17 protein-coding genes and 1 rRNA gene are annotated in these 25,819 nt (G+C 40.3%); 8 read left to right on the forward strand and 10 right to left on the reverse strand.

The genetic code is table 11. The features are described 5' to 3' along the window. The first annotated feature begins 28 nt into the window (after nucleotides 1-28). Nucleotides 29-2,695, forward strand: coding sequence for an ATP-binding protein (locus FHG08_RS04245; protein ID WP_138605425.1), 2,667 nt, complete (start codon nucleotides 29-31; stop codon nucleotides 2,693-2,695). Between the two features lie 119 nt (nucleotides 2,696-2,814). Next, entirely contained in the window at nucleotides 2,815-3,816 is a 1,002-nt protein-coding gene (gene add / locus FHG08_RS04250; RefSeq protein ID WP_010392653.1) for an adenosine deaminase, read from the forward strand. A gap of 45 nt (nucleotides 3,817-3,861) precedes the next feature. Here add and FHG08_RS04255 read toward each other — a convergent pair whose 3' ends face one another. The 5 genes from FHG08_RS04255 to FHG08_RS04275 form a co-directional block, all read right to left on the reverse strand. Then, nucleotides 3,862-4,275 carry a CBS domain-containing protein gene (locus FHG08_RS04255; RefSeq protein WP_054202871.1) on the reverse strand — a complete coding sequence of 138 codons (414 nt, stop codon included), beginning with the start codon at nucleotides 4,273-4,275 and terminating at the stop codon, nucleotides 3,862-3,864. 151 nt (nucleotides 4,276-4,426) lie between these two features. Next, on the reverse strand, nucleotides 4,427-5,140 hold the full coding sequence (gene fre, locus FHG08_RS04260) for an NAD(P)H-flavin reductase (RefSeq protein ID WP_178954544.1): 714 nt from the start codon (nucleotides 5,138-5,140) through the stop codon (nucleotides 4,427-4,429). Nucleotides 5,141-5,234: 94 nt separating this feature from the next. After that, nucleotides 5,235-6,701 (reverse strand): 4-hydroxy-3-polyprenylbenzoate decarboxylase, encoded by a 1,467-nt coding sequence (gene ubiD, locus FHG08_RS04265; RefSeq protein WP_010392659.1) that lies wholly within the window; start codon nucleotides 6,699-6,701, stop codon nucleotides 5,235-5,237. A 71-nt stretch (nucleotides 6,702-6,772) separates the two neighbouring features. Beyond that, nucleotides 6,773-8,803 (reverse strand): methyl-accepting chemotaxis protein, encoded by a 2,031-nt coding sequence (locus FHG08_RS04270; protein WP_178954546.1) that lies wholly within the window; start codon nucleotides 8,801-8,803, stop codon nucleotides 6,773-6,775. Nucleotides 8,804-8,870: 67 nt separating this feature from the next. Beyond that, nucleotides 8,871-9,149, reverse strand: coding sequence for an MliC family protein (locus tag FHG08_RS04275; RefSeq protein WP_138605415.1), 279 nt, complete (start codon nucleotides 9,147-9,149; stop codon nucleotides 8,871-8,873). A gap of 117 nt (nucleotides 9,150-9,266) precedes the next feature. Here FHG08_RS04275 and FHG08_RS04280 point away from each other — a divergent pair, with 117 nt between their 5' ends. Next, entirely contained in the window at nucleotides 9,267-10,169 is a 903-nt protein-coding gene (locus tag FHG08_RS04280) for a DUF808 domain-containing protein (RefSeq protein ID WP_178954548.1), read from the forward strand. Between the two features lie 21 nt (nucleotides 10,170-10,190). Here the strand turns inward: FHG08_RS04280 and FHG08_RS04285 are convergent, their stop codons facing one another. Next, nucleotides 10,191-11,132, reverse strand: a complete 942-nt coding sequence (locus FHG08_RS04285; RefSeq protein WP_178954550.1) for a tetratricopeptide repeat protein — start codon at nucleotides 11,130-11,132, stop codon at nucleotides 10,191-10,193. Between the two features lie 135 nt (nucleotides 11,133-11,267). Then, nucleotides 11,268-13,343, reverse strand: a complete 2,076-nt coding sequence (locus FHG08_RS04290; protein WP_178954552.1) for a TonB-dependent siderophore receptor — start codon at nucleotides 13,341-13,343, stop codon at nucleotides 11,268-11,270. A 193-nt stretch (nucleotides 13,344-13,536) separates the two neighbouring features. Between FHG08_RS04290 and dbpA the strand changes: the two genes are divergently transcribed. After that, nucleotides 13,537-14,925: an ATP-dependent RNA helicase DbpA gene (gene dbpA, locus FHG08_RS04295; protein ID WP_178954554.1), complete on the forward strand. Its 1,389-nt coding sequence runs from the start codon at nucleotides 13,537-13,539 to the stop codon at nucleotides 14,923-14,925. Between the two features lie 8 nt (nucleotides 14,926-14,933). Here the strand turns inward: dbpA and FHG08_RS04300 are convergent, their stop codons facing one another. Continuing rightward, complete coding sequence (locus tag FHG08_RS04300; protein ID WP_138571049.1) at nucleotides 14,934-15,515, reverse strand: DNA-J related domain-containing protein; 582 nt, start codon at nucleotides 15,513-15,515, stop codon at nucleotides 14,934-14,936. Between the two features lie 170 nt (nucleotides 15,516-15,685). On the opposite strand from FHG08_RS04300, the gene FHG08_RS04305 reads away from it, so the two are divergent. Beyond that, nucleotides 15,686-18,508: a tetratricopeptide repeat protein gene (locus tag FHG08_RS04305; protein ID WP_178954556.1), complete on the forward strand. Its 2,823-nt coding sequence runs from the start codon at nucleotides 15,686-15,688 to the stop codon at nucleotides 18,506-18,508. A gap of 280 nt (nucleotides 18,509-18,788) precedes the next feature. On the opposite strand, the gene rho is transcribed toward FHG08_RS04305, so the two are convergent. Beyond that, nucleotides 18,789-20,048: a transcription termination factor Rho gene (rho, locus tag FHG08_RS04310; RefSeq protein WP_010392671.1), complete on the reverse strand. Its 1,260-nt coding sequence runs from the start codon at nucleotides 20,046-20,048 to the stop codon at nucleotides 18,789-18,791. Nucleotides 20,049-20,236: 188 nt separating this feature from the next. Next, nucleotides 20,237-20,563 (reverse strand): thioredoxin TrxA, encoded by a 327-nt coding sequence (gene trxA, locus FHG08_RS04315; protein WP_008109071.1) that lies wholly within the window; start codon nucleotides 20,561-20,563, stop codon nucleotides 20,237-20,239. A 91-nt stretch (nucleotides 20,564-20,654) separates the two neighbouring features. Between trxA and rhlB the strand changes: the two genes are divergently transcribed. The 3 genes from rhlB (at nucleotide 20,655) to FHG08_RS04330 (ending at nucleotide 25,536) form a co-directional block, all read left to right on the forward strand. After that, nucleotides 20,655-21,932 (forward strand): ATP-dependent RNA helicase RhlB, encoded by a 1,278-nt coding sequence (rhlB, locus tag FHG08_RS04320; RefSeq protein ID WP_138605404.1) that lies wholly within the window; start codon nucleotides 20,655-20,657, stop codon nucleotides 21,930-21,932. A gap of 45 nt (nucleotides 21,933-21,977) precedes the next feature. After that, a complete protein-coding gene (gene gppA / locus FHG08_RS04325) occupies nucleotides 21,978-23,471 on the forward strand; it encodes a guanosine-5'-triphosphate,3'-diphosphate diphosphatase (RefSeq protein ID WP_178954558.1) in 1,494 nt (497 codons plus the stop codon). Nucleotides 23,472-24,000: 529 nt separating this feature from the next. Beyond that, a 16S ribosomal RNA gene (locus FHG08_RS04330) occupies nucleotides 24,001-25,536 on the forward strand. Nucleotides 25,537-25,819: the final 283 nt, after the last annotated feature.

Raw genomic sequence — 25,819 nt, forward strand, 5'->3', positions numbered from 1 at the left:
CAATAATAAAAGCGCAGGAGCGACGGTTGTGAAAAATGTATTTACATTATCTTTTAGCCTCGCATGCGCTTATTTCTTTAGCGGTTACCTGAGTAATTTTTTATTCGCCGTTAATGGTTATGCGGTTGCCTCTTGGCCTCCAGCCGGTATTGCGCTGGCAAGCTTTTTACTATGGAGGCGCCGTGCTTATGCGGGGATTTTTGCAGGCGCAGCGTTTGTTAATTTAATTCACTTAGACAATGCTGCTGATATTTTAAATTGGCAAGTCTTATTGCAAGCTATTGCCGTCAGCTGTGCTGTTTTTTTTCAGGCGTGGCTAGGTGCATTCCTCATTATCAGAGTCATTAAAGTCCCCCTTAATTTATCTTCTCTTAGACTTAGTATTCAAAGCTTGGTGATTGGTGGGCCACTATGTTGTGTAATAGCGGCAGGTGTTGGAACCAGTCTACTTTTTTTCAATAATATAATTAGCCCACCTGCTGCGCTTAGTACCTTTATTACCTGGTGGATAGGTGACTCAATTGGCGTACTTGTTTTTACTCCATTGGTATTGGCCATATTTAACTATTCGCAGTTACGTCATCGGCTACAGGTTATTTTGCCTGCGTTACTTATTTACGCCATTATTAGCGTTAGCTTTTATGGCGCAGCAAGTGTAAAAAAACAAAAAGACATTCAAAAGCAAGAAGATAAAGTGTTGATGGCACAAAGTGCCATTAATCAAAAGTTAGATGAAGTGGCTGCTCATCTATCTTTGTTAGGTGCATTTTTAGCAAGTAGTGATCAGGTTATTCTCGATGAGTTTAATCATTTTACCTCTAAGCAGTTGAGCTACAATGAAGAAATTTTAGCGTTAAATTGGGTGCCAATGATCACAGCTAATTCTATTAACGAACCTGCCCAATGGGACAAAAGTGTCGTTATAAAGCAAAGGATGGCGAATGGTCAATGGCAACCCGCGCTCTTTAGCAATACTTATTACCCCATAAAATATATTTACCCCATAAAGAATATGCAAGATCTGCTGGGCTTTGATTTGAACTCTGATTTACATATTCGTGATGCACTCAATAAAGCAAAAATTCTTAATGAGCTGGTATTGAGTGAGCCATTTAAGCTAGCTCCTGCAGACGAGGAATTAAGCGTGCTTTTTATTTCTCCTGTCTTTGGTGCTCCTGATATTGAAGGTGACTTTAAAGGGTTTGTAATTGCCTTGGTGAGTTTAGCTAAGTTGTCTGAGGCACTTTCGTTTGATAGCGGTAATGAAGTTGCGATTGGTTTTACTGATATCAATAAAGCAGATAATAAACAGGCTCTTTATAGCGTTGAGCATGACTCAATGACGTTGCTAAAAGATTATCAGTTGTTAATTGGCCATAGGTTGTGGCAAGTAGAAATATACCAACCTAAAACGCAATCAACCTGGCTAATTTATTGGCTAGCACAGATAGTAGGTATGCTATTTGTTTGGCTATTGATTATGTTTTTAATTTCAGTGGTCGCCACCAATGTTCGTATACGCGAACAAGTTGCAAAGCAAACACTAACTTTGCGTCAGGAAAAGCAGAAAGCGGATGAAGCCAGTGAGATAAAAAGTCAGTTTTTAGCTAATATGAGCCACGAAATTCGTACCCCAATTAACGGTATTAAAGGCATGCATTACTTAGCACTGCAACAGCAGGACTGGTCATTAGCAAAAACTTACATAGAGCAAGCTGACGGTGCGGTCAGTGTCTTATTGAGAGTGCTAAATGATGTGCTCGATTTTTCAAAAATGGAAGCGGGCAAGCTTGAGTTAGTACAAGAGTCTGTAGAGTTAAAGTTATTGGCAAAAGAAGTTATGAGTTTAATGCATTTTGAAGTTAGTAATAAGCCCTTGTCACTACAAGTTGAGGTTGATAATGATGCTCCTTTAGTTGTTAATACCGATCCTATTCGTTTAAAGCAGGTGCTGCTGAACTTATTAAATAATGCCGTTAAGTTTACTGCTAAGGGTAGTATCACATTAAAGATTTGGCAGTCAGCAAAAATGACTTATTTTAGTGTCAATGATACGGGGATTGGAATTAGTGAGGAGGCACAAAAACAGCTATTTAACCCATTCTCTCAGGCTGATAGTTCAACCTCACGCCAGTTTGGTGGCACAGGGCTTGGTTTAAGTATTTGTAAAAAATTAGTAGAGCTGATGGGAGGAGCAATTGATTTAAAAAGTAGTGAGGGTCACGGCTCTACTTTTACCTTTAGTTTACCGCTCCATTCTCCGCTACCTAAAGCACAATATTATTCAGGTAAGTTAGATAAAATAGATATAAGCAACCTATCACTGGCGAAGTATCGCTTACTACTCGTTGAAGACAACCCATTAAATCAACATGTGGCCACCGCTATTTTAGAAACCAAGCAGGGTGTTGTAGATATTGCTAATAACGGACTTGAAGCGATTAAAATGCTAAGCGATAAAAGATACGACTTAGTATTAATGGATATTCAAATGCCACAAATGGATGGCTTAAAAGCAACAAAAGTGATTCGTAATGAGTTAGGCTTTTTAGATTTACCTATTATTGGCCTATCTGCTAATGCGCACGAAGAAGATGCTAAAAAAGCGATTAACGTCGGAATGGATAACTATATAACTAAACCTATTGATGCAGATGCACTGTTTAAAATGATTTGGTTTTATTTATCACGTTAACTCTTTTTATATAAAAAGCAGACATAAGACCTCCAAGCGCTATTTTAAGTATTCTACACTTGAAATATTACTGTACCTGCGTATCATTCGCGCAATTTTAATTCAACCGAGTAGCTATTATGATCAATAGAAAAATACCTTTGCTAGATATTCACCGTCATTTAGATGGTAATGTACGCGCGCAAACCATACTAGAACTTGGTCGTCAGTTTAATATCGCTTTACCAGCGGACAATGTTGAAGCACTTATTCCCCATGTTCAGGTTATTGATCCTGAGCCAAACTTAATGGCATTTTTACAAAAGCTTGACTGGGGAGTGACGGTACTAGGTGATTACGATGCCTGTAGACGTATTGCGATAGAAAACATTGAAGATGCACAAGCGCAGGGTCTTGATTATGTAGAGCTGCGTTTTAGTCCTTATTATATGGCTCAAAGCCAAGGATTACACCCTCAAGGCGTTGTTGAAGCAGTGGTTGATGGTATCCGAAGTGCAACAAAAGATACTGATATAAAAGCAAACTTAATTGGTATTTTGTCTCGTACATACGGAGTTAAAACCTGTCAGCACGAGTTGGACGCGTTACTTGCCTTTAAAAATGATTTGGTTGCAGTGGATTTGGCCGGTGATGAGATTGGTTATCCTGGCGAGTTGTTTGTTGATCATTTTAAGCAAGTACGTGATGCATATTTGGCTGTTACTGTGCATGCTGGTGAAGCGTTAGGTGCTCCAAGTATTTGGCAAGCATTAAACGAGCTTGGCGCAAGCAGAATAGGCCATGGTGTTAAAGCGATTGAAGATCCAAAACTAATGGATTATTTACGCGATAACCGTATTGGTATTGAATCGTGCTTAACCAGTAATATTCAAACCAGTACAGTGAATGATTTAACCAAACACCCACTTAAGCAGTTTTTAGATCATGGTATTTTAGCTTGTCTTAACACGGATGACCCAGCTGTTGAAGGCATTGAAATTGAGTACGAGTACGCAGTGGCAGCACCAAAAGCAGGTTTGTCACAAGCTGATATGGAAAAAGCGCAAGCGAATGCGCTGGAAATTGCCTATTTAAGTGACGCTGATAAAAATGCACTTAAAGCTAAAGTCGCACAGCGTTAAATTGTCTATATAATTAAAAATGCCACTGTTTACAGTGGCATTTTTTTATATGTGCGCATTACAACTAACGTAATTATTATAAAGTGCTTTTAATATATCGGCACGGCTAATCATACCTACCACTACACCGCCATCGATCACGGGATAATTTTTAGGTTTACCAGGCTTCATTTGTTCTGCTAATTCCATAATATTGGTATCGCCGTGCACGGTTACCACATCTGTTTGCATCAACTGCGATACTTTAACCATACCATCACAAAAATAACTACTTTGCATTAAGGGTTTAAGTAATTCTTGCTCTGAGATAAAGCCAACGAGCACCTTATTATCATCAAATACCGGCGCGCCTAGTAGTTTAAATTTTTCTAGCTCTGCTATGGCTGTGGTCATTTCTGTATTAGGGGTGATATGAGGCAACTTATGTTGCATAAAATCTTTTACTTTTGTATTTAACATTTAGGTTTCTCCCGCTTAATGTTCTGTACAAAGTATGGTTTATAGATTGGATTTTAGGAAATTGTTTATGTTGATGAGCTTAATAGGTAATAACAATCACAGTTCTAGCAATTAAAACAATTAAGGCACCCTAAGGTACCTTAAACTGGTGTTACTTTATGAACGCGAATGCATCTGCGTACATGTTTTCACGAGTAGCGCCATGATTTATAAAATCATCACGTACTATGCCAATCATGTCAAAACGACCTGCCATGTAAATATCGTAAGGTTCTAACGAGATGATATCGTTCATCACCGCTTTATGAACATAACCAGTGTGGCCAGTCCAGTTGTCGGTAGGATGCTCTACGACAGGAATAAATTTAAAGTTTTCACGGCTATCTGCCCATGCTTGCATTTCGGTATGTGCATACAGCGCCGACTCTTCTTTTACGCCCCAGTAAAATAGCACCGGGCGCTCACAGTTGATTTCAGCTAAATGCTCGGCCATTGACTTTGCGTAAGAAAAACCAGTACCGCCGGCGAGTAAAATAATTGGACGCTCGCACTGCAAACGCAGCTGAGAAATACCTAAACCTGCTTCAATAGTTACGGTTTGGTTCTCGTTGTGGGCACTACGAAGGTGTTCTAATGATTGCATCGCGTAAGAGTCTGCGTTTGATGCGCCAATGTGTAATTCTAATGCATCAGTTTGTGAGGGGCGACTCGCGATTGAAAACGCACGTTTATCTTTTTCACCTAAAACCAACTGTAAATATTGACCAGCTTCAAATGCTACAGGCTGTTGCGGCTTTAAAATAACTTTATGAACAAATTCTGTGAGTGGGCTGATAGAAACAACTTCAGCGAGTAATGTTTGCATGTTTTACCTTAAATTAGCGGATACGCACTTTATTTGAGCAATAATAGCATATCCGCAGGGTGAGTTTACAGCCTAGAGCCCTAGACCAAAGTCGTTAGAGAATATCTAAACTATCCCAAAGCTCATCAACACGATCTTTAGTGGCTTGATCCATTACAATAGGTTCGCCCCATTCTCGAGTTGTTTCACCAGGCCATTTATTTGTTGCATCCATACCCATTTTTGAACCTAGGCCAGATACGGGCGATGCAAAATCTAAATAATCAATTGGCGTGTTTTCAATTAACGTCGTGTCGCGCGCAGGGTCCATACGAGTAGTGATAGCCCAAATTACATCGTTCCAATCTCTAGCGTTAATATCATCATCACAGACAATAACAAACTTAGTGTACATAAATTGTCGTAGGAATGACCAAACCCCCATCATTACGCGCTTGGCGTGACCTGGATATTGTTTTTTCATTGTTACCACGGCCATACGGTACGAACAACCTTCTGGCGGTAAATAAAAATCGACAATTTCTGGAAATTGCTTTTGTAAGATTGGTACGAATACTTCGTTTAATGCCACCCCTAAAATAGCCGGCTCATCCGGCGGACGGCCAGTAAAAGTACTATGGTAAATAGGGTCTTTACGATGTGTAATATGAGTGACCGTCATAACTGGGAAGTCGTCGACTTCGTTGTAGTATCCTGTGTGGTCGCCATATGGACCTTCCGGCGCCATCTCTCCAGGCATAATATGCCCTTCAAGTACGATTTCTGCACTGGCTGGTACTTGTAAATCATTCGAGATTGACTTAACTACTTCAGTTTTACTACCACGTAGTAAACCTGCAAAGGCATATTCGCTTAACGTATCTGGAACGGGGGTAACAGCACCTAAAATAGTCGCAGGATCTGCACCTAATGCCACCGAAACAGGGTAGGGCTGACCAGGGTGTTCTTTACACCACTCTTGAAAATCAAGCGCGCCACCGCGATGAGATAACCAACGCATAATGATTTTATTTTTACCCAATAGCTGTTGACGATAAATCCCTAAATTTTGGCGCTTTTTGTGAGGTCCTTTGGTAACGGTTAAACCCCAAGTAATCAAAGGTGCAGCATCGCCAGGCCAGCAGTGCTGAATAGGAAACTTAGTTAAGTCAACGTCGTCACCTTGTAAAATAACTTGTTGGCAGGGGGCTTTTTTAACTTCTTTAGCCGGCATATTAAGTACTTGCTTGAATACCGGAATTTGTCCGAGCGCTTCTTTAATGCCTTTTGGCGGCTCAGGCTCTTTTAGAAATGCGAGTAATTTTCCAACTTCACGTAATTCACTCACATCTTCTTGGCCCATACCCATAGCTACACGCTTTGGGGTACCAAACAAGTTAGCTAAAACGGGAATGTCGTACCCTTTAGGGTTTTCAAATAATAAAGCAGGGCCTTCGGCACGCAGTGTGCGGTCAGCAATTTCGGTCATCTCAAGATACGGGTCGATTTCTTGGCTGATGCGTTTTAACTCGCCTCGTTTCTCAAGTAAATCGATAAAATCGCGCAGATCTTTGTATTTCATTGTGGGCCGTTACTTAGCAAAAAGTTAAAAGTATTATACCCAGTTCATACAAGCCAAGTCATTAGCTGCGCTTAAAACTTAAAGCGCTCTACTGCACCTTTTAACGAGTGTGCAAGTTGGTTAACGTCTTCACTTTCGCTTGCTAGGGTCGTTGCATTGTTGGCATTTAAGGTAGCCTGCTCGGTTACCTTAGCCATTATTTGTTGAATATCGGTGCTGTTTGCCAGTTGTTCATGTGAGGCACTCGCAATCTCTTTACTCATAGCATTAACCGATACCAGCGTGCTCTTAATACGCTCAACAGCACTATTTAGTTCAGTACTGTTTTCAACGCAATGCTTAGCTTGCTGTTGCCCATCATTTATTTCAGTTTGAGTGGTTTGAGTATGCTGCTGTAGAGTGTTAATCATGGTGGTAATTTCGCTTGTAGAGCTTTGTGTGCGAGCTGCAAGCGAGCGTACTTCATCTGCTACTACGGCAAATCCGCGGCCATGCTCACCAGCACGTGCAGCTTCAATTGCGGCATTAAGTGCCAGTAAATTAGTTTGCTCTGCAATACTGCTAATGGTATCAACAATGGCACCAATTAGTTGCGTATACTGGGCTAGTTCTTCTGTACTGCTTACTGCTTTATCTAAGCGATTTAAAAGTGCTTCAATGCTTTGGCTATTATTATTTGCAATGTCGTTAACGTCATTGGCAAATTGCGAGGCATTAGTAATTTCATTAGAGGTGCTTTGCGCTTGTTCGTATACGGCTTGAGAACTTTGCAACATTTGCTGTGCTAATGAGGTTGCTTGTGCACTACGTTCTAGCTGTTGCTTAGCAACAATAGTCATTTGCTGGCCTTTTTCGCTGGTTTGAATAGCTGAATTATCGAGTTCGTAAGCGTCGTTACTAATGGCTTTTATTAAGTGAGTTAAATCATCACAAAGCTTATTAGTGTTGTGCATCAGCGTACCAAATTCATCTTTACTATGAGGATTGCTACGCTGAGAAAAGTCACCTGAGGCTATGCGAGCAAGTTCTTTATTCACCTTTTTAAGCGGTTTTAGCATGGCGTTAGTAGTAAATACTGAAATAATAATCAGCAAAGTAATTAATACAAACGCAATAATAATCACTAAGCTAGAGCCAGTATTAATTGCTGATTTAGCGCTCTCTTGTAGAAAGTTAAAGCGCGTGTCAGCAAGTTTATTAAGCTCAATCAATTGATTTTCAATACTAATAAAGGCGTTTTGAAAGCTTTCAAAACGCTGATCAACTTTGTCTTTATTATTGAGCACAGTATTTTGCAAGGCATACAACCCATCAGGATTATTTAATAGGCTGCTTAAATCATCAAATGCTGTAATAAGCTCATTTGTGTTGAGTTTATTAGCAATTGGGGTGGCTTGTTGCTCTAAGTAACTAAGATTAGATTTAATATTGTCGAGTAAAAAAGAGGTGTCTTGTTGATGATCGTTTATATTTTCTGAAGTGGTTATTTGCCCAATCCCTTTAACGTTATTATTTAAAGTAAATAATAAATCATCAACACGAGTCGCAGTGCCAAATACCGCATCTAAAAGTGATTGTTGGTTACTCTCCACGTTTATGAGCTCTATATCAAGCAAGCGGTTGCTGAGCTCACGAAGCTGTTCATTGAACGTAATTGTTAGTGCTGCGGCTGAGCTTTGCGCCTTAAAACGTTGCTCTTTTGCTGCAAGCATTTGGTTGCTTATTGTATTTAGCTGGGCAAAGTCTTTGTTAATAGCTTTAAGTAATGTTTGCATGCCTTGCTGCTGGGCAACTTGTGTTTTTAGTGTTTCTAATTTACTAAAAAACTGCGTTTGTTCAGCGTGTGCCTGTTTTTTATTTTGCAGTAGTAAATTAAGTTTAGTTTGGCTATAAGCAATGGCATTAAATTTAGTAATAGAAAGGAGTGATAAACGAAGGTCTTTACTTGCTTGTTGTACAGGCACTGCCAACGTTTCTATACGCGTGTTAGTGGTACTAATTTGATTGAGCGACCAGTAAAAAAATATGCAGCTGGTTAGTATCAACAAGCCAATGGCTGAAAAGGCTAAAATTATTTTGTGTTTTATAGCGAGAGATTGCATAACTTTATCAACAATATTAAGACTTTTGTTAGTGTAGCAAGTTTTTTAATGCGATGTTAGCTATTGGTTAATTGTTGCTGCATTGGTATTTTTTGCCGTTAATTATTAGCATTGCTTGTTCTCCTTTACTCCAAAATAACACCTCTTGATTAATGTATTTACTGCCTGAAGCACTCACCTCATGATTCAATATGTAATCATGGTCATAAAAGCTCAGCTTTGCTTGCTTGTTGCTAATAATATCAAGTTTTGCAGGTGCGTTATCGCAAACATAGTTATTTGTAACTGGCTGCTTATTGCATGCAGTCAAAGCTATTAGAGCAATAATAACGATAGCGTGTTTCATTGGCTGTGCCTTCTTGAGTCCCTTGTTTAATTAAGAGCTTAACAAAGCTAAATTAACCGTTGGTGAAAATATAGCTTTACGTTATGTTTAAGATCTTATTTTTAGTTAGGAAATTTCATGGCTGGCACCAACCTTTTAACATTATTGGATGATATAACGACTTTGCTGGATGATATTGCGACCATGAGTAAAGTTGCGACAAAGAAAACAGCCGGAGTACTTGGTGATGATTTGGCGCTTAATGCTCAGCAAGTTACTGGGGTTACTGCTGATAGGGAGCTGCCCGTTGTATGGGCAGTGGCAAAGGGGTCGTTTTTAAATAAAGCCATATTAGTCCCTGCTGCGTTATTAATTAGTGTGTGGTTGCCTTGGCTAATTACCCCACTTTTAATGATAGGTGGCTTATTTTTATGTTTTGAAGGCGCAGAAAAAATATTTTTATCTCATCATGCAGAAGCAACAGAAGGTGCTGAAAATTTAGATCTGGCAGAGTATGAAAAACAAAAAGTTAAAGGCGCCATTCGTACTGATTTTATTCTTTCCGCTGAAATTATTGTTATTACATTAGGCACGGTCGCAGGGGCGACATTAATCAATCAGGCGCTGGTATTGAGTGTGATTGCCATCATTATGACGATTGGTGTTTATGGACTGGTAGCAGGGATTGTAAAGCTTGATGATGCAGGTTTATATTTACTTAATCAATCCAAACTCTCCGCAAGTAAGTTTAAAGAATTACTCGGTAAAGCCTTATTAGCTGCAGCCCCACGGTTAATGCAGTTTTTAGCCTTTGCGGGCACGGTGGCGATGTTTTTAGTGGGTGGTGGAATTTTAGTACACGCAATTGAGCTTTTGCATCATACCCAAGTGGATGTAACTCATTATGCGCAGTCGGTTGCTGGTAGCACAGGAGAAATACTAGCCCCTTTAGTATTTGACGGACTGTTAGGAATAGGTGCTGGTTTGGTTATTGTGATTGCGCATGTCGCTTATACTAAGTTATTTAAAGCAAATAAGTAGCGGTGGTAACGCTACTTTATTTTATTCGCACTGAGTTGTTTTGCATAGTTGCTCAAGTTCGTATATAGCTTTGCTATTACCTTGAGCAATGGCTTTTTTATACCAATAAATCGCCTGCTGAATGTTCTTTTTTGTACCTTGTCCATCACGATACATCTGAGCAAGATTTAGTTGACCCCATTGTGAGCCTGAGTTTGCTGCTAGGTTAAAGCTTTCAAGCGCTTCGTTATATTGCTTATCTTTATAGTAAATAATCCCTTGCTGATTATTTTCATCAAGTTTTAAGCCTTTATAAAGAGGTTTAGGTTTAGGTGGAAACATCACAAACCCGCCATAAAGTGAATATGCTTGTGGGCGTAGCACGTCAAATATAATGTCATCTTCGTATAAACGTTTTATCTCATTACGAGGCAGGGTAATAGTTTGAGAAGAAAAGTAATCTCTTTGTACCAATAAACTTGCACGCATCGCTGTGGTAATGGCACTAGTGCGCTTATAGCTGTAATTACTCACCTGAAACGTTATAAATTGCTCATCAAAGCTGAGTACTTGCGCAACTTTTAAATTAGTGAGTGTCCATGGTTCGTGAGTGAATTTATCGGCTTTGACTAAATAGGTATCATAAGCTTTTGGGGAGGTTAAATAGCTTTGTTTTAGTGCTTCAGTGTTGAGGTGCTTTTGATAAAAAAATAACGCCCCCCATAGTAATAAAATTAATCCAATACAGTATTTTGGTAGGCTAAGCTTCTCAAACAGAGGTAACGTCTTAATATTGATAGCCTCACTATGTCCGCATTGATAGCACTCGCGTTTATAACTTAACTTTATCGGAAATATAGGAAAAATGGTAAAGCGTAAAAAGCGGCTTTGATTAACTAAGTGATAGCTGTTGCTGTTGCAGCCAGGGCAGCACTGAACGTGTGTAAAATGAGGAAATGACTGACCAGTATTGAAAAGCAACATAATAAGGCTCCTTGTTAATTTACAACTTTAGAGCAAGTGATAAATTAGTAAAGCAGCAAACTGTAAGTAATTATGTCATAAAGGATTGGTTTATAAAGCCCATACTTTTTGATATGGGCTATATAAAGAATGAGCTTAGAAGCTAAATTGTGCGGCTAAACGCACACTTGTGCCTTCACCTACGGTAACGTTATTTAAACCGCCACCGGCTAGGTAGTTTTTATCGAATAAGTTCTCAATGTTTAAACGTAAGTTAATATCTTTGTTACTTAAGTTAAGCTTGTAGGTTGCGCCAATATCAACACGAGTATAACCCTCTTTTGTTACGGTGTTAGCATTATCAGCAAAACGTTCACCCTCATAAAAAGCACCGGCATTCAAAGCAACAGCGTCATTGAGTTCATAACGTGTCCATAAAGAGGCAGACCATTTTGGTGCATCAGTTGGGCGTTTGCCCTCTAATTCTTCATCACGCTCATAGTTAGCATCTAAATACATGGTTGATGCCATAACAAATAAACGGTCAGTTGCAGCACCTTGAGCTGCAAGCTCAAAGCCTTTATGGCGTTGCTCACCTGCCTGCGTGGTGATGCTCGTTATATCACCGATAGGGTTAACCAGCTCTTCGCTCACTAAGGTGCCTGTTTTGCTAATATCAAATAAGGCACCGCTAAGCATTAATCGTTCATCAAACAGTTGCCATTTTACCCCAATTTCCTTTTGCTCAGAGGTAATAGCATCGAGCTTCATACCGTTATTAACATCTTTTTCATTTACTAATGTTTCGTTTTGCGGCTCAAATCCTTCTGAGTAACTTGCATAAACAGTTGCAGAGGCATGAGGGTGGTAAAGTACGCCGACCTTAGGTACGAACGATTCGTTATTGCTGTTTTCTCTACTTTGTTTATCGTAACGACCACCTAGCGATACTTGCCATTCTGGTGAGAATGAAATTAAATCTTGGATATAAATCCCGTAATAGTCGTAAGCAGACGAGCTAATAGTGTCATCTGATTTGTAACTAATATTAGGGCGATTAGGCTCATTTTGACCGGCAGAAAAATTAATCGTATCAGCAGATGTGCGTAATTGGCCGTAGTAATAATCCAGTGAGTTAGCACCTACAAGTAATTGATGATGTACACCCAAGGTTTCAAATTCGCCAATGAAGTCAATAAAAGCAGTTTTAAACTGCCAATCATCATAGCGATCGTAAGGACGTGACTGGTAACTATCACCTTCGATAAAGTCACTTGGCTTACGTGGTGCTGACTCAAAGCGCTGACGTTCAAACGTTTGCTCATTGTAGCCTAAATTAACTTGCCAGTTATCGGTTAAAAATACTTTGAAATCAATACCCATGTTTTCAACAGTAATGTCGGTAAAGGCCCATGACATATCACGAATTGTTTTGTCATCACCAATAATGTTGGCATCATTATCTATCCAAGCGCCAGTATCTAAGCCTGCTTCGTCATCAGTGCGATCATAATGAACACGTACTAGGGCATTATCGCTAATATCGTAATCAACCACTAAGGCACCTAAGAAGCGATCGCGTTCGCGGTTATCACCATTTTGGTATTCTCGCCAGTATTCAACATCTTGTTTTACTAATACACCACGGGCACGTAAATCTTCAGCCTCGGTGAGTGCGCCGCCAGCATCAAGCATAAAGCGAGTTGAACCATGTTGGTCAACATCGGCACTGGCACTAAATAGCGTTTGTGCAGTTGGCTTTTTAGTTACCATGTTAACTAGGCCACCGGGGCCTGATTGCCCATATAAAATACTTGAAGGGCCTTTAATAACTTCTACTTGCTCTAAAATTTCAATGGGTTGTTGGTAATGAGACCAATGCTGGTGGCCATCACGCAGGTAGCCGGTTGATGAGCTTAATTGAAAACCACGTAAGTTAAATACTTCTCTGTTTCGTTGTTTAGACCCTGCAGTTAAACTAGCATCATTGGTCAATACTTCACCAAGAGTGGTTGCTAGTTGCTCATTAACGATTGTGTCAGTGATTACGGTAACTGACTGTGCGGTATCGAGTAATGAGGTTGAGGTTCTCATTGCCCCACTGGCATTATCTACTTTGTAGTCGTTGAAGTAGCTACCTTTAACTTCAATGCGTTCTATATTTGCGGTGTTGGCAAATGCATTTGCAGAGGTGCTGGCTAAAAGTGCAATAAAAAGAGGGTTAAGTTTCATTAGTGGCTTCCGGCTTAGAATTATTAGAGTAGTAAAACGCCGCAGATCTTAATGAAAACAACTATCATTTGCAATATCTTTATTGCAACTTTTAATCGTACGTTGCTAATGGTTGCTAATTGTTAATTCTGCTATTATTAGCCGCATATTAATTGAGACTTTTCTCAAGTTATTTTTTGCTATGGAATTTACTGTGACTGCAACTGCTTTTTCATCGTTGGCCTTACCTTCAGGGTTAGTTGATAATTTATCAACGCTTGGCTACACCCAAATGACGCCTGTACAGGCGCAAAGCCTACCGCCTGTTTTAAGTGGCAAAGATATTATTGCCCAAGCCAAAACAGGCTCAGGTAAAACAGCGGCATTTAGTTTAGGCGTTTTAGCCAAGCTAAATGTAAAACGCTTTCGTATTCAGTCGCTAGTATTATGCCCAACTCGTGAGCTTGCAGAGCAAGTGGCGGTTGAGATGCGTAAACTAGCGCGTGGTATTCATAACATTAAGATTTTAACTTTGTGTGGTGGGGTTTCAATTGGGCCGCAAATTGGTTCACTCGAACATGGTGCGCATATTATTGTAGGTACACCGGGGCGAGTTGACGATCATATTCGTAAAGGTACATTGCGTTTAGATGATGTTGAAACCCTGGTACTTGATGAAGCCGACCAAATGCTTGATATGGGTTTTCAAGACACCCTCGATGCCATAATTGAACGCATTCCAACCAATCGTCAAACGTTGTTATTTAGCGCTACTTTTCCAAAATCAATCGAAGCCATTGCTAAGCGTGTACTTAGTAATCCAGAAATGATTAAAGTAGAAGAGCAGCAAGAAAAAAGCACGATTAAGCAATACTTCTACAAAATGGATAATAATAAACAGCGCTATCCAACCCTTAAGCTACTACTTCTTAAATTTACCCCGCAAAGCTGTGTGGTGTTTTGTAATACCAAGGTAGAAACGCAGCAAGTATGTGATGACTTAGCCGATGAAGGCTTTAGTGCGGTAGCATTGCATGGTGATTTAGAGCAACGTGACCGTGAGCGTACACTGATTCATTTTGCGAATAAGAGTGCGTCTATTTTAGTCGCTACTGATGTAGCTGCACGAGGCTTAGATATTGATGATATGGACATGGTAATTAACTATCACTTAGCTCACGATCCACAAACTCATGTACATCGTGTTGGCCGTACCGGACGAGCAGGTAAAAAAGGGATTGCGTGTTCTATTTATGGTGAGGCAGAGCAATTTAAAGTGGCTCAAATTGGCGACCATTACGAGCGTGACTTTAATCCTGAGCCAATGCCATCTTATAACCTATTAGATAAGCCGCCATACAAACCTGAAATGGTGACGCTGATGATAGATGCAGGCAAAAAGCAAAAAGTGCGCGCGGGTGATATTTTAGGCGCATTAACCGGAAAAGACGGTGTTGCTGGGCGCCAAGTTGGTAAAATCAACGTACTTGATAACGTGGCATTTGTTGCGGTAGAGCGTAACTCATCTAAACCAGCGTTACGCAAATTAACCGAAGGTAATATTAAAGGACGTAAAATTCGTGCTCGTCGGCTAACGCGTTAACTCTCGATCTAATCTGAGCAACTCGCCTTGAGTTGCTCATACTCTATTTTTAGTTGTTTAAACACCTCATTGTCACCTCCTTGTTTATCTGGATGATGCTGCACTGCAAGTTGTCGCCAACGCTTTTGTAATGCTTTTAGTGTGACTGGCGATGTTAATTGCCAACGCACCAGCAGTTGTTGTTGCTGCTCATTACTCAGCGGAATTTCGCGATAAGTAGGCCTACTAAATTGCTGCCAAAAGCTATCTAATAACGCCTTGACTTCATCCGTAGATGTTTCAAAATTTTGCCAGTTTAAATAATAGTCGCGTAGTGGATCGTTAGGATGTAGTTGGTTATAACTGGAACTGTTTACTAGTTCAATATGTAAGCTTTTAACGACTAATTGTTGTTTTGGCATTAATTGCTGTTGTAGCTGATAAAGCGCATTCATAATTAAAAAATTGCGCTTAAATAGGTCGCGCTCAGGCTCGGCAGCTAAAGTATCAAGAAACCCACGTTGTTTTAACTCAGATGCTAAAGTATGAACCATCCACACTTTTTTATTGATTAATAGTTCAAAAATCTCATCTATCAGAGGGTTAAGCATTGTTTACAATCTATTAATTAGTGTATCTTGGATAAATTATCATATACCCAAATAACATTAAACCCCAAGGAGTGGGCGTGAGTGCCTGTTTTGAATTGGTCTAAATTAGATGTTTATACTTGGTTTGGGTGTCGTTTTGTTATGGCTAGCAAGGATTTAAGGATATTTTTATGCTGACTCAGTTAAAGCGCATCTGCTTTATTGGCTTTTTGGCTGTTTTAAGTAGTGCATCAAATGACGCTTTATCAAATGAGCAGCCAAGTTTGTTTGAGCAGTTTAACCTTGAACAAGCATGGCCTGAAAAGCATCGCCTTGCAACCGATATCTTATCGAACCCTGATGTTCCAAATTTACAACGCATTACTATTTATAGCGATTTAGCTGAGCTGGCTTTTGCGCAAAGTGATTTAGCCAATGCACTAAAATATTTTAAATTGCTAGAGACCAGTAGTACGTTAAAAGATCAGCCTAAACTTTTCTTTCGTGCGATTAAAATGCAAGGAGTTGTGCTTTATTATCAAGGGTTAGTGCAACAAGCGGTCGTTGATTATAGCCGCGCGTTAAACATCGCAATTGCGCTTAAAAGTCCGATAAAGCAGGCTAATTTACTTAGTAATATCGGGCTTGCTTATTTTGATATGTATAACATGGAGCTAGCTCTTGATTATTATCAACAAGCCAAAGTAATTTATGAAAAAGAGGGAAGCGCACAAGATAAGGCCGATATATTACATAATATTGCCGGTATTTATATTCGTCTCTCTCGATATGAGTCAGCTCTTGAGATGTACCGTGAGGTTTTAAAAGTTTTTCAAGAACTTGGCGATGAAGACGGTGTTGCCCAAGCATACGGTAATATGGGAGTAGCTTACACAGAATCGAGACAGTACCAATTAGCACTGCATTATAATCAGTTGGCCTTACGTTACTATCAAAGCGTTAATAATGCGTTTCAACTTTCTACTAAGCATACAAATTTAGCCACCATCAACCTTAAGCTAAATAAATTTGATGTTGCCTTTTATCACGCTAATGCGGGCCAACAATTTGCAATAGAGGCAGATAATAAGTCTTTATTGGCGGCAGCGTTACATGTGTTGTCAATTGTTCAATTTGTACAAGGTGATACGCAAAGTGCCAAACAAACCTCAGAGCACTCAATTACCCTTGCCAAAGAGTACAATAATGGCATGCGTATTAAAGATGGCTTAGGAATTGAAGCACTAATAAATGCGAGCTTAGGGGATTATGAAAAAGCGCTAAATTTACACCAACAGTACGTTGATTATCAGCGTAGTGTGAATACCGAAGAAGCCTCAAAAGCGGTCAGTCAATTTCAAATCCAGTTTGAATCGAATCAGCTAAACCAAGAAATTAAACAATTAAAACAACAACAATACTTACAAGAATTGCAAATAGCTAAACGTTCACAGTTAACGTTTTTGTTGGTGATTGTTGCCATATTAATTTTAATTACGGTAATTGCTGTTTATAAGCGCCGAACAGAAAAGCAAGCTAAGTTAAAGTTAAGCGAACAAGTTGAACAGCGTACCAAAGAGCTACAAAGTGTGGCACAGGAGCTGCGTGAAGCAAACGAGGTGAAAAGCCAGTTTTTAGCGAATATAAGCCATGAAATTAGAACACCGTTAACTGCTATTTTGGCACAAACTGATGATCTTATTAATGGTCTATATAAGCCGGAACAGTTACAAGATGAGCTTAGAGTAATACAACGTCAAAGTGAGCATTTAAAAAGCTTGATTAATGATGTGTTGGACTTAAGTAAGATAGAGGCAAACCGGTTAGAACTTAATATTAGTTGTTTTGATGTGGTGCAGCTTATCAACGATATTCACGCTATGTTTTCTCCTCAAACTAAAGCGAAAGACTTATCGTTAGTTTTAGATTGCCAGTTAGAAAAATCCTATTTTACGCGATTAGATTTAATGCGAGTAAAACAAATTCTTATTAATTTATGTGCTAATGCCATTAAGTTTACTCATAAAGGGCAAGTAACTATTGGTGTTAGTAAAACCGAGCAAGGGTTACTCTTTTCGATTAAAGACACTGGGATTGGTATGAGCTCATCTCAACTTAAACTTATTTTTGAGTGCTTTAGCCAAGCCGATAACAGTATTAGTCGACGTTTTGGTGGCACAGGACTAGGTTTGAGCTTGTCGCAGCAATTGGCGGCGATGATGGGTGGCTATATAAGTGTGCAGAGTGAGTTTAAAAAAGGCAGTGAGTTTTCATTTTATTTGCCCTGTATACAAGTTGAAGAGCAAGTTTGCCATGACGATCAGCAAGCAAAGTCTGATGATCGACATAGATTATTATCGGGTAAAGTGGTTCTTGCTGAAGATCACAGTGATAACCGCAAACTGATTAGTCGTTATTTACATTCTCTTGGGCTGGAAGTGATTGCCGTTGAAAACGGTGAGCAAGCAGTAGAACAAAGTTTAAAGCTATACCCAGATTTAGTACTGTTAGATATTCAAATGCCAGTTATGGATGGTATTTCTGCGTTTGAACTACTCAAGCAATGTGGTTATGAACAGCCTATTTTAGCATTAACGGCCAATGCCATGAGCCACGAAATTGACCATTACCTATCACTTGGGTTTAGTGACTATTTAGCAAAGCCAATCGATAAAGAGTCTTTTTATACTGTGCTAGCAAAATACTTAAATGCTGCAAATACAGAGGTATCAACTGAACAGATTCATGTTGATATGAGTGATTTAGTAACGAGCTTTCAACAAAGTTTAGCCGAAGAAAGCGAGCTTATTAAGCGACACTTTAAAGATGCTGATTATCAGGCGCTGCAAAAAGATAGCCATCGAGTGTTAGGGGCGGCACAAATGTTCGAGTTTAAAGACATAGCCTTAGCGGCAAAAGCGCTAGACGATGAATTACTTCAGCCACAAATAAATACGCAAAGGCTAACAACATTAGTGAATAACTTACAGGCACTGTTTAAAAAATACGAATAAATTAACTTAACCTGAACTCCGGATAATAAATCCATCTCAAGCAGCTATTTTCAGCGCTAACTGCGTTGAATTTATTTGCAATAGGCGAGCTATTGACGCGTAATTTCGCCTTGTTTTCACTAAAAATCTCTAGCTAGATAAAAATAAGCACAAATATTTTTTTGATTCAATATGTTAGTAAATCTCTTAACCAGAGTTCAGGTTAATCTACTCTAAAAACAAAAAAGACACCATTTGGTGTCTTTTTTATTTAAAAACGTTGATTTAACTAGAGTTTAGCTTACTTACGTTTCATCGAATCAAAAAACTCATCGTTGGTTTTACTCATCGATAGTTTATCAATTAAAAATTCCATGGCGTCAATTTCTGACATGTCATGTACTATTTTACGTAAAATCCACAGCTTTTGTAGTTCATCTGGCTTAGTGAGTAACTCTTCACGGCGTGTACCAGAGCGATTAAAGTCGATAGCTGGGAATACACGTTTTTCCGCAATTTTACGGTTAAGGTGTAGTTCCATGTTACCTGTACCTTTAAACTCTTCGTAGATAACTTCATCCATTTTAGAGCCGGTATCAATAAGGGCCGTTGCAATAATTGTTAAGCTACCGCCTTCTTCAACATTACGTGCAGCACCAAAGAAACGCTTAGGTTTATGAAGCGCATTAGCATCTACACCACCGGTTAGTACTTTACCTGATGATGGAATAACCGTGTTATATGCACGTGCTAAACGGGTGATTGAATCAAGCAAGATAACCACATCTTTTTTATGCTCAACTAAGCGCTTTGCTTTTTCGATAACCATTTCCGCAACTTGCACGTGGCGAGAAGCTGGCTCATCGAATGTTGATGCAATAACTTCACCTTTTACTAGGCGTTGCATCTCAGTAACTTCTTCCGGGCGCTCATCAATAAGTAAAACCATTAATGTAACGTCAGGGTGGTTATGTGTGATTGATTGCGCAATATTTTGTAGCAACATTGTTTTACCCGCTTTTGGCGGTGCTACTAATAATCCACGTTGGCCGCGGCCAATTGGTGATGCCAAATCAAGAACTCGTGCGGTAATATCTTCTTTACTGCCGTTACCGCGTTCCATACGAAAACGTTCGTTTGCATGAAGTGGGGTTAGGTTTTCAAAAAGGATTTTAGTGCGAGAGTTTTCAGGTTTATCAAAGTTAACTTCATTTACTTTAAGCAAAGCAAAGTAACGCTCACCGTCTTTTGGTGGACGAATAAGACCTGAAATAGAGTCGCCAGTACGCATACTAAAGCGGCGAATTTGACTCGGAGATACATAAATATCATCTGGGCCTGCTAAGTAAGAAGCTTCTGATGATCTTAGAAAGCCAAAACCATCTTGCAAAATTTCTAAAACACCACCACCGAAGATATTCTCTCCGCCTTTGGCGTGTGATTTAAGAATTGCAAAAATGATATCTTGCTTTCTCAAACGGGCTACGTTTTCGAGCCCCATGGACTCAGCTTGGTTTACAAGCTCTTTTATAGACTTGTCTTTTAATTCGCGTAAATGCATATTGGTGGGTTCTTTATTACAGTTGTCATACTCAAAATCGCTTTATTAGATCGTTGAGTGAGGTTCGTTGAATATAACTAAGGATTAGTTGGCTTTATAAACTAGCAGGTCATTACAGCAGCGTCCAGTACTTCTGCAAAATAAATTATAAAAAAAGGGCTGAGAGCCCTTTTTTTAATTAACACTTATTAGATGTTATTTTCTAAAAACTCAACTAATTGTGTTTTTGATAGTGCGCCTACTTTAGTTGCAGCTACTTGACCATCTTTGAAAAGTAGTAGTGTAGGGATACCACGAATACCAAACTTTGGTGGTGTGCCTGCATTTTGGTCAATGTTTAATTTAGTGATAGTTACACGGCCATCAAACTCATCAGCAACTTCGCTTAGAATTGGGGCGATCATCTTACACGGTCCGCACCATTCTGCCCAAAAGTCTACTAGTACAGGTTTGTCTGATTGTAATACGTCAGCTTCAAAGCTATCGTCGGTAATTTGGATTATTTTCTCGCTCATTGCGCTCTCCGGTTTAGTTAGGCGAAATATTTAGTGCGTATTTAAACACTCTTGTTTCTTATTGCAAGTTTAAACGTTATGCTTAAACGCTATGACTAAGACACATTTGACCGATAAAAAGTTTTCAGACTTTGCTATTGCACCGGAAGTGGTTGCCGGGTTAACCGAAAGTGGGTTTGAATATTGCACACCCATTCAAGCTAAATGCCTACCTTTTATTTGTGAAGGGCGCGATATTGCGGGCCAAGCACAAACAGGTACTGGCAAAACGTTGGCATTTTTAACTGCCACGTGCCACCGGTTATTACAATCTAGCAAAGCACCTAGTAAACATCCAAGAGCCCTGATCATGGCCCCAACTCGGGAGCTTGCGATTCAGATACACAAAGATGCAAAAATTTTAGCGCCGCACTGTAATCTTAACTTAGGTTTAGTATATGGTGGCGAAGATTACGAAAAACAACGTGCACAACTAGAAAAAGGCGTTGATATTTTAATTGGCACCACAGGTCGCCTAATCGATTTATATAAGCAAGGCTGTTACACCCTTAATGAAATTGAGGTAGTCGTGCTAGATGAAGCCGATCGTATGTTCGATTTGGGTTTTATTAAAGATATTCGTTATATGTTCCGTCGTATGCCAGATACGTCAGAGCGTTTAAACTTATTATTCTCTGCTACGCTATCGTACCGTGTACAAGAGCTTGCATTTGAACACATGACTAACCCTGAGCATGTGCAAATAGAGCCCGATGTAAAAACAGGTAAACGTATTAAAGAAGAGCTATTTCATCCTTCACAAGAAGATAAAATTAAGCTGTTGTTAACCTTGATTGAAGAAGAATGGCCTGAGAAAGCCATTGTTTTTGCAAATACTAAGCATAGCTGTGAAACCGTATATGCATGGTTAAAAGCAGACGGACATCGCGTGGGCATGCTCACCGGTGATGTAAACCAAAAGAAACGCCAGTCAATACTCGCGCAATTTAGTAAAGGCGAGCTAGACTTTTTAGTGGCTACCGATGTTGCTGCACGTGGTTTACATATTCCAGAAGTAAGTCATGTATTTAACTTTGACTTACCTGACGATTGCGAAGATTACGTTCACCGCATTGGTCGTACAGCTCGAGCAGGCGCTTCAGGTCATGCAATTAGTTTTGCGTGTGAGCAATATGCTTATAACCTTCATGAAATTGAAGAATACATTGAGCACAGCATTCCATTATCACATTACGATAAAAGTGCATTGCTAGATGATTTAACGAAGCCGACTATTCATAGAAAGCGTAATTTTTCTACTGGTCCACGTAATCGTAGTAATAACAACGGACGTCGCCCAAATAATGGTTACCAAAAAGGACGGTCTTAACCGACCGTTAGTTTGATTGTATTTGTAACTAGAGGTTTTTGAACGGTGGGGCAACTTAAACCGCAAAAAAATGTATATGCAGTCATTGATTTAGGCTCAAATAGCTTTCATATGCTTATTGCTAAGTCAATGGCGGGCGGCCTGCAAACTATAGGGCGCGTGAAACGTAAAGTAAGACTCGCAGCTGGGCTTGATGATAATAATTTATTGAGCTTAGAGGCTATGCAACGAGGCTGGGAGTGTTTGGCCTTGTTTGCAGAGCGGTTGCAAGATATTCCCACGCAGAACATCACCATTGTTGCCACTGCAACACTTCGCTTAGCAACCAACGCCGACGACTTTAAACTACGTGCTGAAGAAATATTAGGGCATAAAGTGAATGTTATTAGTGGCGAGCTAGAAGCGCGAACTATTTATAAAGGGGTTGCGCATACCTCTTCATGTACTGGCAAGCAGCTGGTTATTGATATTGGTGGAGCGAGTACTGAGGTTGTTATTGGCCAAGGTTTTGAAGCGCGTCACTATAAAAGCCTTAATATTGGCTGCGTGACTTTTCTCGAACGCTACTTTAAAGATTGCCAATTAAATGAAGCAAACTTTAATGCTGCGATAAAAGCAGCACGAAATGTTATTGATGAAATAGCACCTGAATATAAAACGGCTGGTTGGCAACTTGCCTCTGGTGCGTCAGGTACTGTGCAAGCTATTCAAGAAATTATGGTGGCACAAAATTTAAATGAAATGCTCACCCTTGAAAAGCTATACACCATCAAACAACAATCCATAGCCTATAAAACAATAGCTGAACTCGACTTGCCTGGGTTAAGTGAAGAGCGACGGTTAGTGTTTGTATCTGGGCTGGCTATTTTAATTGCACTATTTGAGTCTCTTGAAATAGAACAAATGGGGTTAGCGGGTGGTGCTCTTCGTGAAGGTGTTTTATATAGCATGCTACCGGAGCTTCATAATACCGACATTCGTCAACGCACTATTGATGGTTTTATGAATCGTTATCATGTTGATCAAAAGCAAGCATCTCGAGTTTCAAGTTTAGCATTACTGCTAGCTAATGAAGTCAGTCAGTACTGGCCGGTTGCAGCGCAAAGTGGATTGCCGCTTTTAAATGCCGTCGCGCAGCTGCATGAAATAGGTTTGTTAATAGAGTATAAGCAGTACCATAAACACACCGCTTATATTTTAGAAAATACCGACATGCCTGGTTTTTCGCAATCAGAGCATAAAGTAATTGTTGCTATAGCACATAGCCATCGCTCAGACCTTCAAAAAGGATGCTTAGATCATTTAGGTGCACATAGTAGTGTTGCTGCGTATATTGTTCGACTATTACGTATTGCTGTTATTTTATCGATGCGCCGACAAGATGACGTGTTGCCAAACTTCAAGATAACAGCTGAGAATGAAGAGTTAGCGATTCAATTTGAAAATAATTGGTTAAAAAAGCATCCGCTGATGGCAAGTGAACTAAATCAAGAGATTAAATATCAGAAAAAATGCGGTTGGAAACTTAAAGTTAGCTAGTTAAACCTACTTTTCCGTAGTTTTTAGTGGTTAAAATGAGCGTTTAGGCTAAATATCCAGCGAACAGTCATTTATTTCAAGTTTTATTCAAAAAAGGGTTGATCTGTTTTCGGATCTCCCTATAATGCGACCCCACTGAGACGGCAGAGCGCAACGCATAGCGAGGCACGAGCTACTCAGTGAGTCGAGTAAAACTTAGTTCTGAAAACTTTCAAGTTTAGCAAAATTAAGTGTTGACAAAAAAATAGGAAAGCGTAATATGCGCAGCCCTAGCGAGATAAAGTTTAACGCTTTAATCGCAACGTTCTTTAACAATATAAAGCAATCATCTGTGTGGGCACTCGTACAGATTGAGTTCTAACAGCCAAGCTACTTAGGTAGTGAGGCAAACAAATTTAGAGTCTCAATTGAAACTGAGTGACCAACAGCAATAACTACTTCGGTAGGAATTGCAGCACAGTCAATTCAATATCGAAAGATATTAAATAAATTCAGAATTCATTGAGCTGTCGAAAGACATAAAACTTTTTAATTGAAGAGTTTGATCATGGCTCAGATTGAACGCTGGCGGCAGGCCTAACACATGCAAGTCGAGCGGTAACAGAAAGTAGCTTGCTACTTTGCTGACGAGCGGCGGACGGGTGAGTAATGCTTGGGAACATGCCTTGAGGTGGGGGACAACAGTTGGAAACGACTGCTAATACCGCATAATGTCTACGGACCAAAGGGGGCTTCGGCTCTCGCCTTTAGATTGGCCCAAGTGGGATTAGCTAGTTGGTGAGGTAATGGCTCACCAAGGCGACGATCCCTAGCTGGTTTGAGAGGATGATCAGCCACACTGGGACTGAGACACGGCCCAGACTCCTACGGGAGGCAGCAGTGGGGAATATTGCACAATGGGCGCAAGCCTGATGCAGCCATGCCGCGTGTGTGAAGAAGGCCTTCGGGTTGTAAAGCACTTTCAGTCAGGAGGAAAGGTTAGTAGTTAATACCTGCTAGCTGTGACGTTACTGACAGAAGAAGCACCGGCTAACTCCGTGCCAGCAGCCGCGGTAATACGGAGGGTGCGAGCGTTAATCGGAATTACTGGGCGTAAAGCGTACGCAGGCGGTTTGTTAAGCGAGATGTGAAAGCCCCGGGCTCAACCTGGGAACTGCATTTCGAACTGGCAAACTAGAGTGTGATAGAGGGTGGTAGAATTTCAGGTGTAGCGGTGAAATGCGTAGAGATCTGAAGGAATACCGATGGCGAAGGCAGCCACCTGGGTCAACACTGACGCTCATGTACGAAAGCGTGGGGAGCAAACAGGATTAGATACCCTGGTAGTCCACGCCGTAAACGATGTCTACTAGAAGCTCGGAACCTCGGTTCTGTTTTTCAAAGCTAACGCATTAAGTAGACCGCCTGGGGAGTACGGCCGCAAGGTTAAAACTCAAATGAATTGACGGGGGCCCGCACAAGCGGTGGAGCATGTGGTTTAATTCGATGCAACGCGAAGAACCTTACCTACACTTGACATACAGAGAACTTACCAGAGATGGTTTGGTGCCTTCGGGAACTCTGATACAGGTGCTGCATGGCTGTCGTCAGCTCGTGTTGTGAGATGTTGGGTTAAGTCCCGCAACGAGCGCAACCCCTATCCTTAGTTGCTAGCAGGTAATGCTGAGAACTCTAAGGAGACTGCCGGTGATAAACCGGAGGAAGGTGGGGACGACGTCAAGTCATCATGGCCCTTACGTGTAGGGCTACACACGTGCTACAATGGCGCATACAGAGTGCTGCGAACTCGCGAGAGTAAGCGAATCACTTAAAGTGCGTCGTAGTCCGGATTGGAGTCTGCAACTCGACTCCATGAAGTCGGAATCGCTAGTAATCGCGTATCAGAATGACGCGGTGAATACGTTCCCGGGCCTTGTACACACCGCCCGTCACACCATGGGAGTGGGTTGCTCCAGAAGTAGATAGTCTAACCCTCGGGAGGACGTTTACCACGGAGTGATTCATGACTGGGGTGAAGTCGTAACAAGGTAGCCCTAGGGGAACCTGGGGCTGGATCACCTCCTTATACGATTTAGAACTTATTTGTTCGTAGTGTCCACACAGATGATTGTTAGTTAGTTTGCTCTTTGAGTTTACTAATTAATATGCTCTTTAAAAATTTGGAAAAGCTGATAATAAAATTCGTATGAATACATTGTATTTGTACAGAGTTTTCAAAAGTAAAAAAGAATGATAGCAGTATCATTCAGTGCCATTTAATCCTCGGATTAATTGGTATCTACTTTAGTATTCAATATTAACTTCTGGCGAAGTTAAACTGTCACAAAACAAAGACCCGTTTGGGTTGT

It is taken from the genome of Pseudoalteromonas sp. Scap03 (genome assembly GCF_013393115.1).
Taxonomy (GTDB): domain Bacteria; phylum Pseudomonadota; class Gammaproteobacteria; order Enterobacterales; family Alteromonadaceae; genus Pseudoalteromonas.

Excerpts from the sequence above, each read along its gene's own strand:
- add (WP_010392653.1), top strand. The coding sequence starts at position 2,815 with ATGATCAATAGAAAAATACCTTTGCTAGATATTCACCGTCATTTAGAT.
- FHG08_RS04255 (WP_054202871.1), bottom strand. The coding sequence starts at position 4,275 with ATGTTAAATACAAAAGTAAAAGATTTTATGCAACATAAGTTGCCTCAT.
- fre (WP_178954544.1), bottom strand. The coding sequence starts at position 5,140 with ATGCAAACATTACTCGCTGAAGTTGTTTCTATCAGCCCACTCACAGAA.
- ubiD (WP_010392659.1), bottom strand. The coding sequence starts at position 6,701 with ATGAAATACAAAGATCTGCGCGATTTTATCGATTTACTTGAGAAACGA.
- FHG08_RS04270 (WP_178954546.1), bottom strand. The coding sequence starts at position 8,803 with ATGCAATCTCTCGCTATAAAACACAAAATAATTTTAGCCTTTTCAGCC.
- FHG08_RS04275 (WP_138605415.1), bottom strand. The coding sequence starts at position 9,149 with ATGAAACACGCTATCGTTATTATTGCTCTAATAGCTTTGACTGCATGC.
- FHG08_RS04280 (WP_178954548.1), top strand. The coding sequence starts at position 9,267 with ATGGCTGGCACCAACCTTTTAACATTATTGGATGATATAACGACTTTG.
- FHG08_RS04285 (WP_178954550.1), bottom strand. The coding sequence starts at position 11,132 with ATGTTGCTTTTCAATACTGGTCAGTCATTTCCTCATTTTACACACGTT.
- FHG08_RS04290 (WP_178954552.1), bottom strand. The coding sequence starts at position 13,343 with ATGAAACTTAACCCTCTTTTTATTGCACTTTTAGCCAGCACCTCTGCA.
- FHG08_RS04300 (WP_138571049.1), bottom strand. The coding sequence starts at position 15,515 with ATGCTTAACCCTCTGATAGATGAGATTTTTGAACTATTAATCAATAAA.
- FHG08_RS04305 (WP_178954556.1), top strand. The coding sequence starts at position 15,686 with ATGCTGACTCAGTTAAAGCGCATCTGCTTTATTGGCTTTTTGGCTGTT.
- rho (WP_010392671.1), bottom strand. The coding sequence starts at position 20,048 with ATGCATTTACGCGAATTAAAAGACAAGTCTATAAAAGAGCTTGTAAAC.
- trxA (WP_008109071.1), bottom strand. The coding sequence starts at position 20,563 with ATGAGCGAGAAAATAATCCAAATTACCGACGATAGCTTTGAAGCTGAC.
- rhlB (WP_138605404.1), top strand. The coding sequence starts at position 20,655 with ATGACTAAGACACATTTGACCGATAAAAAGTTTTCAGACTTTGCTATT.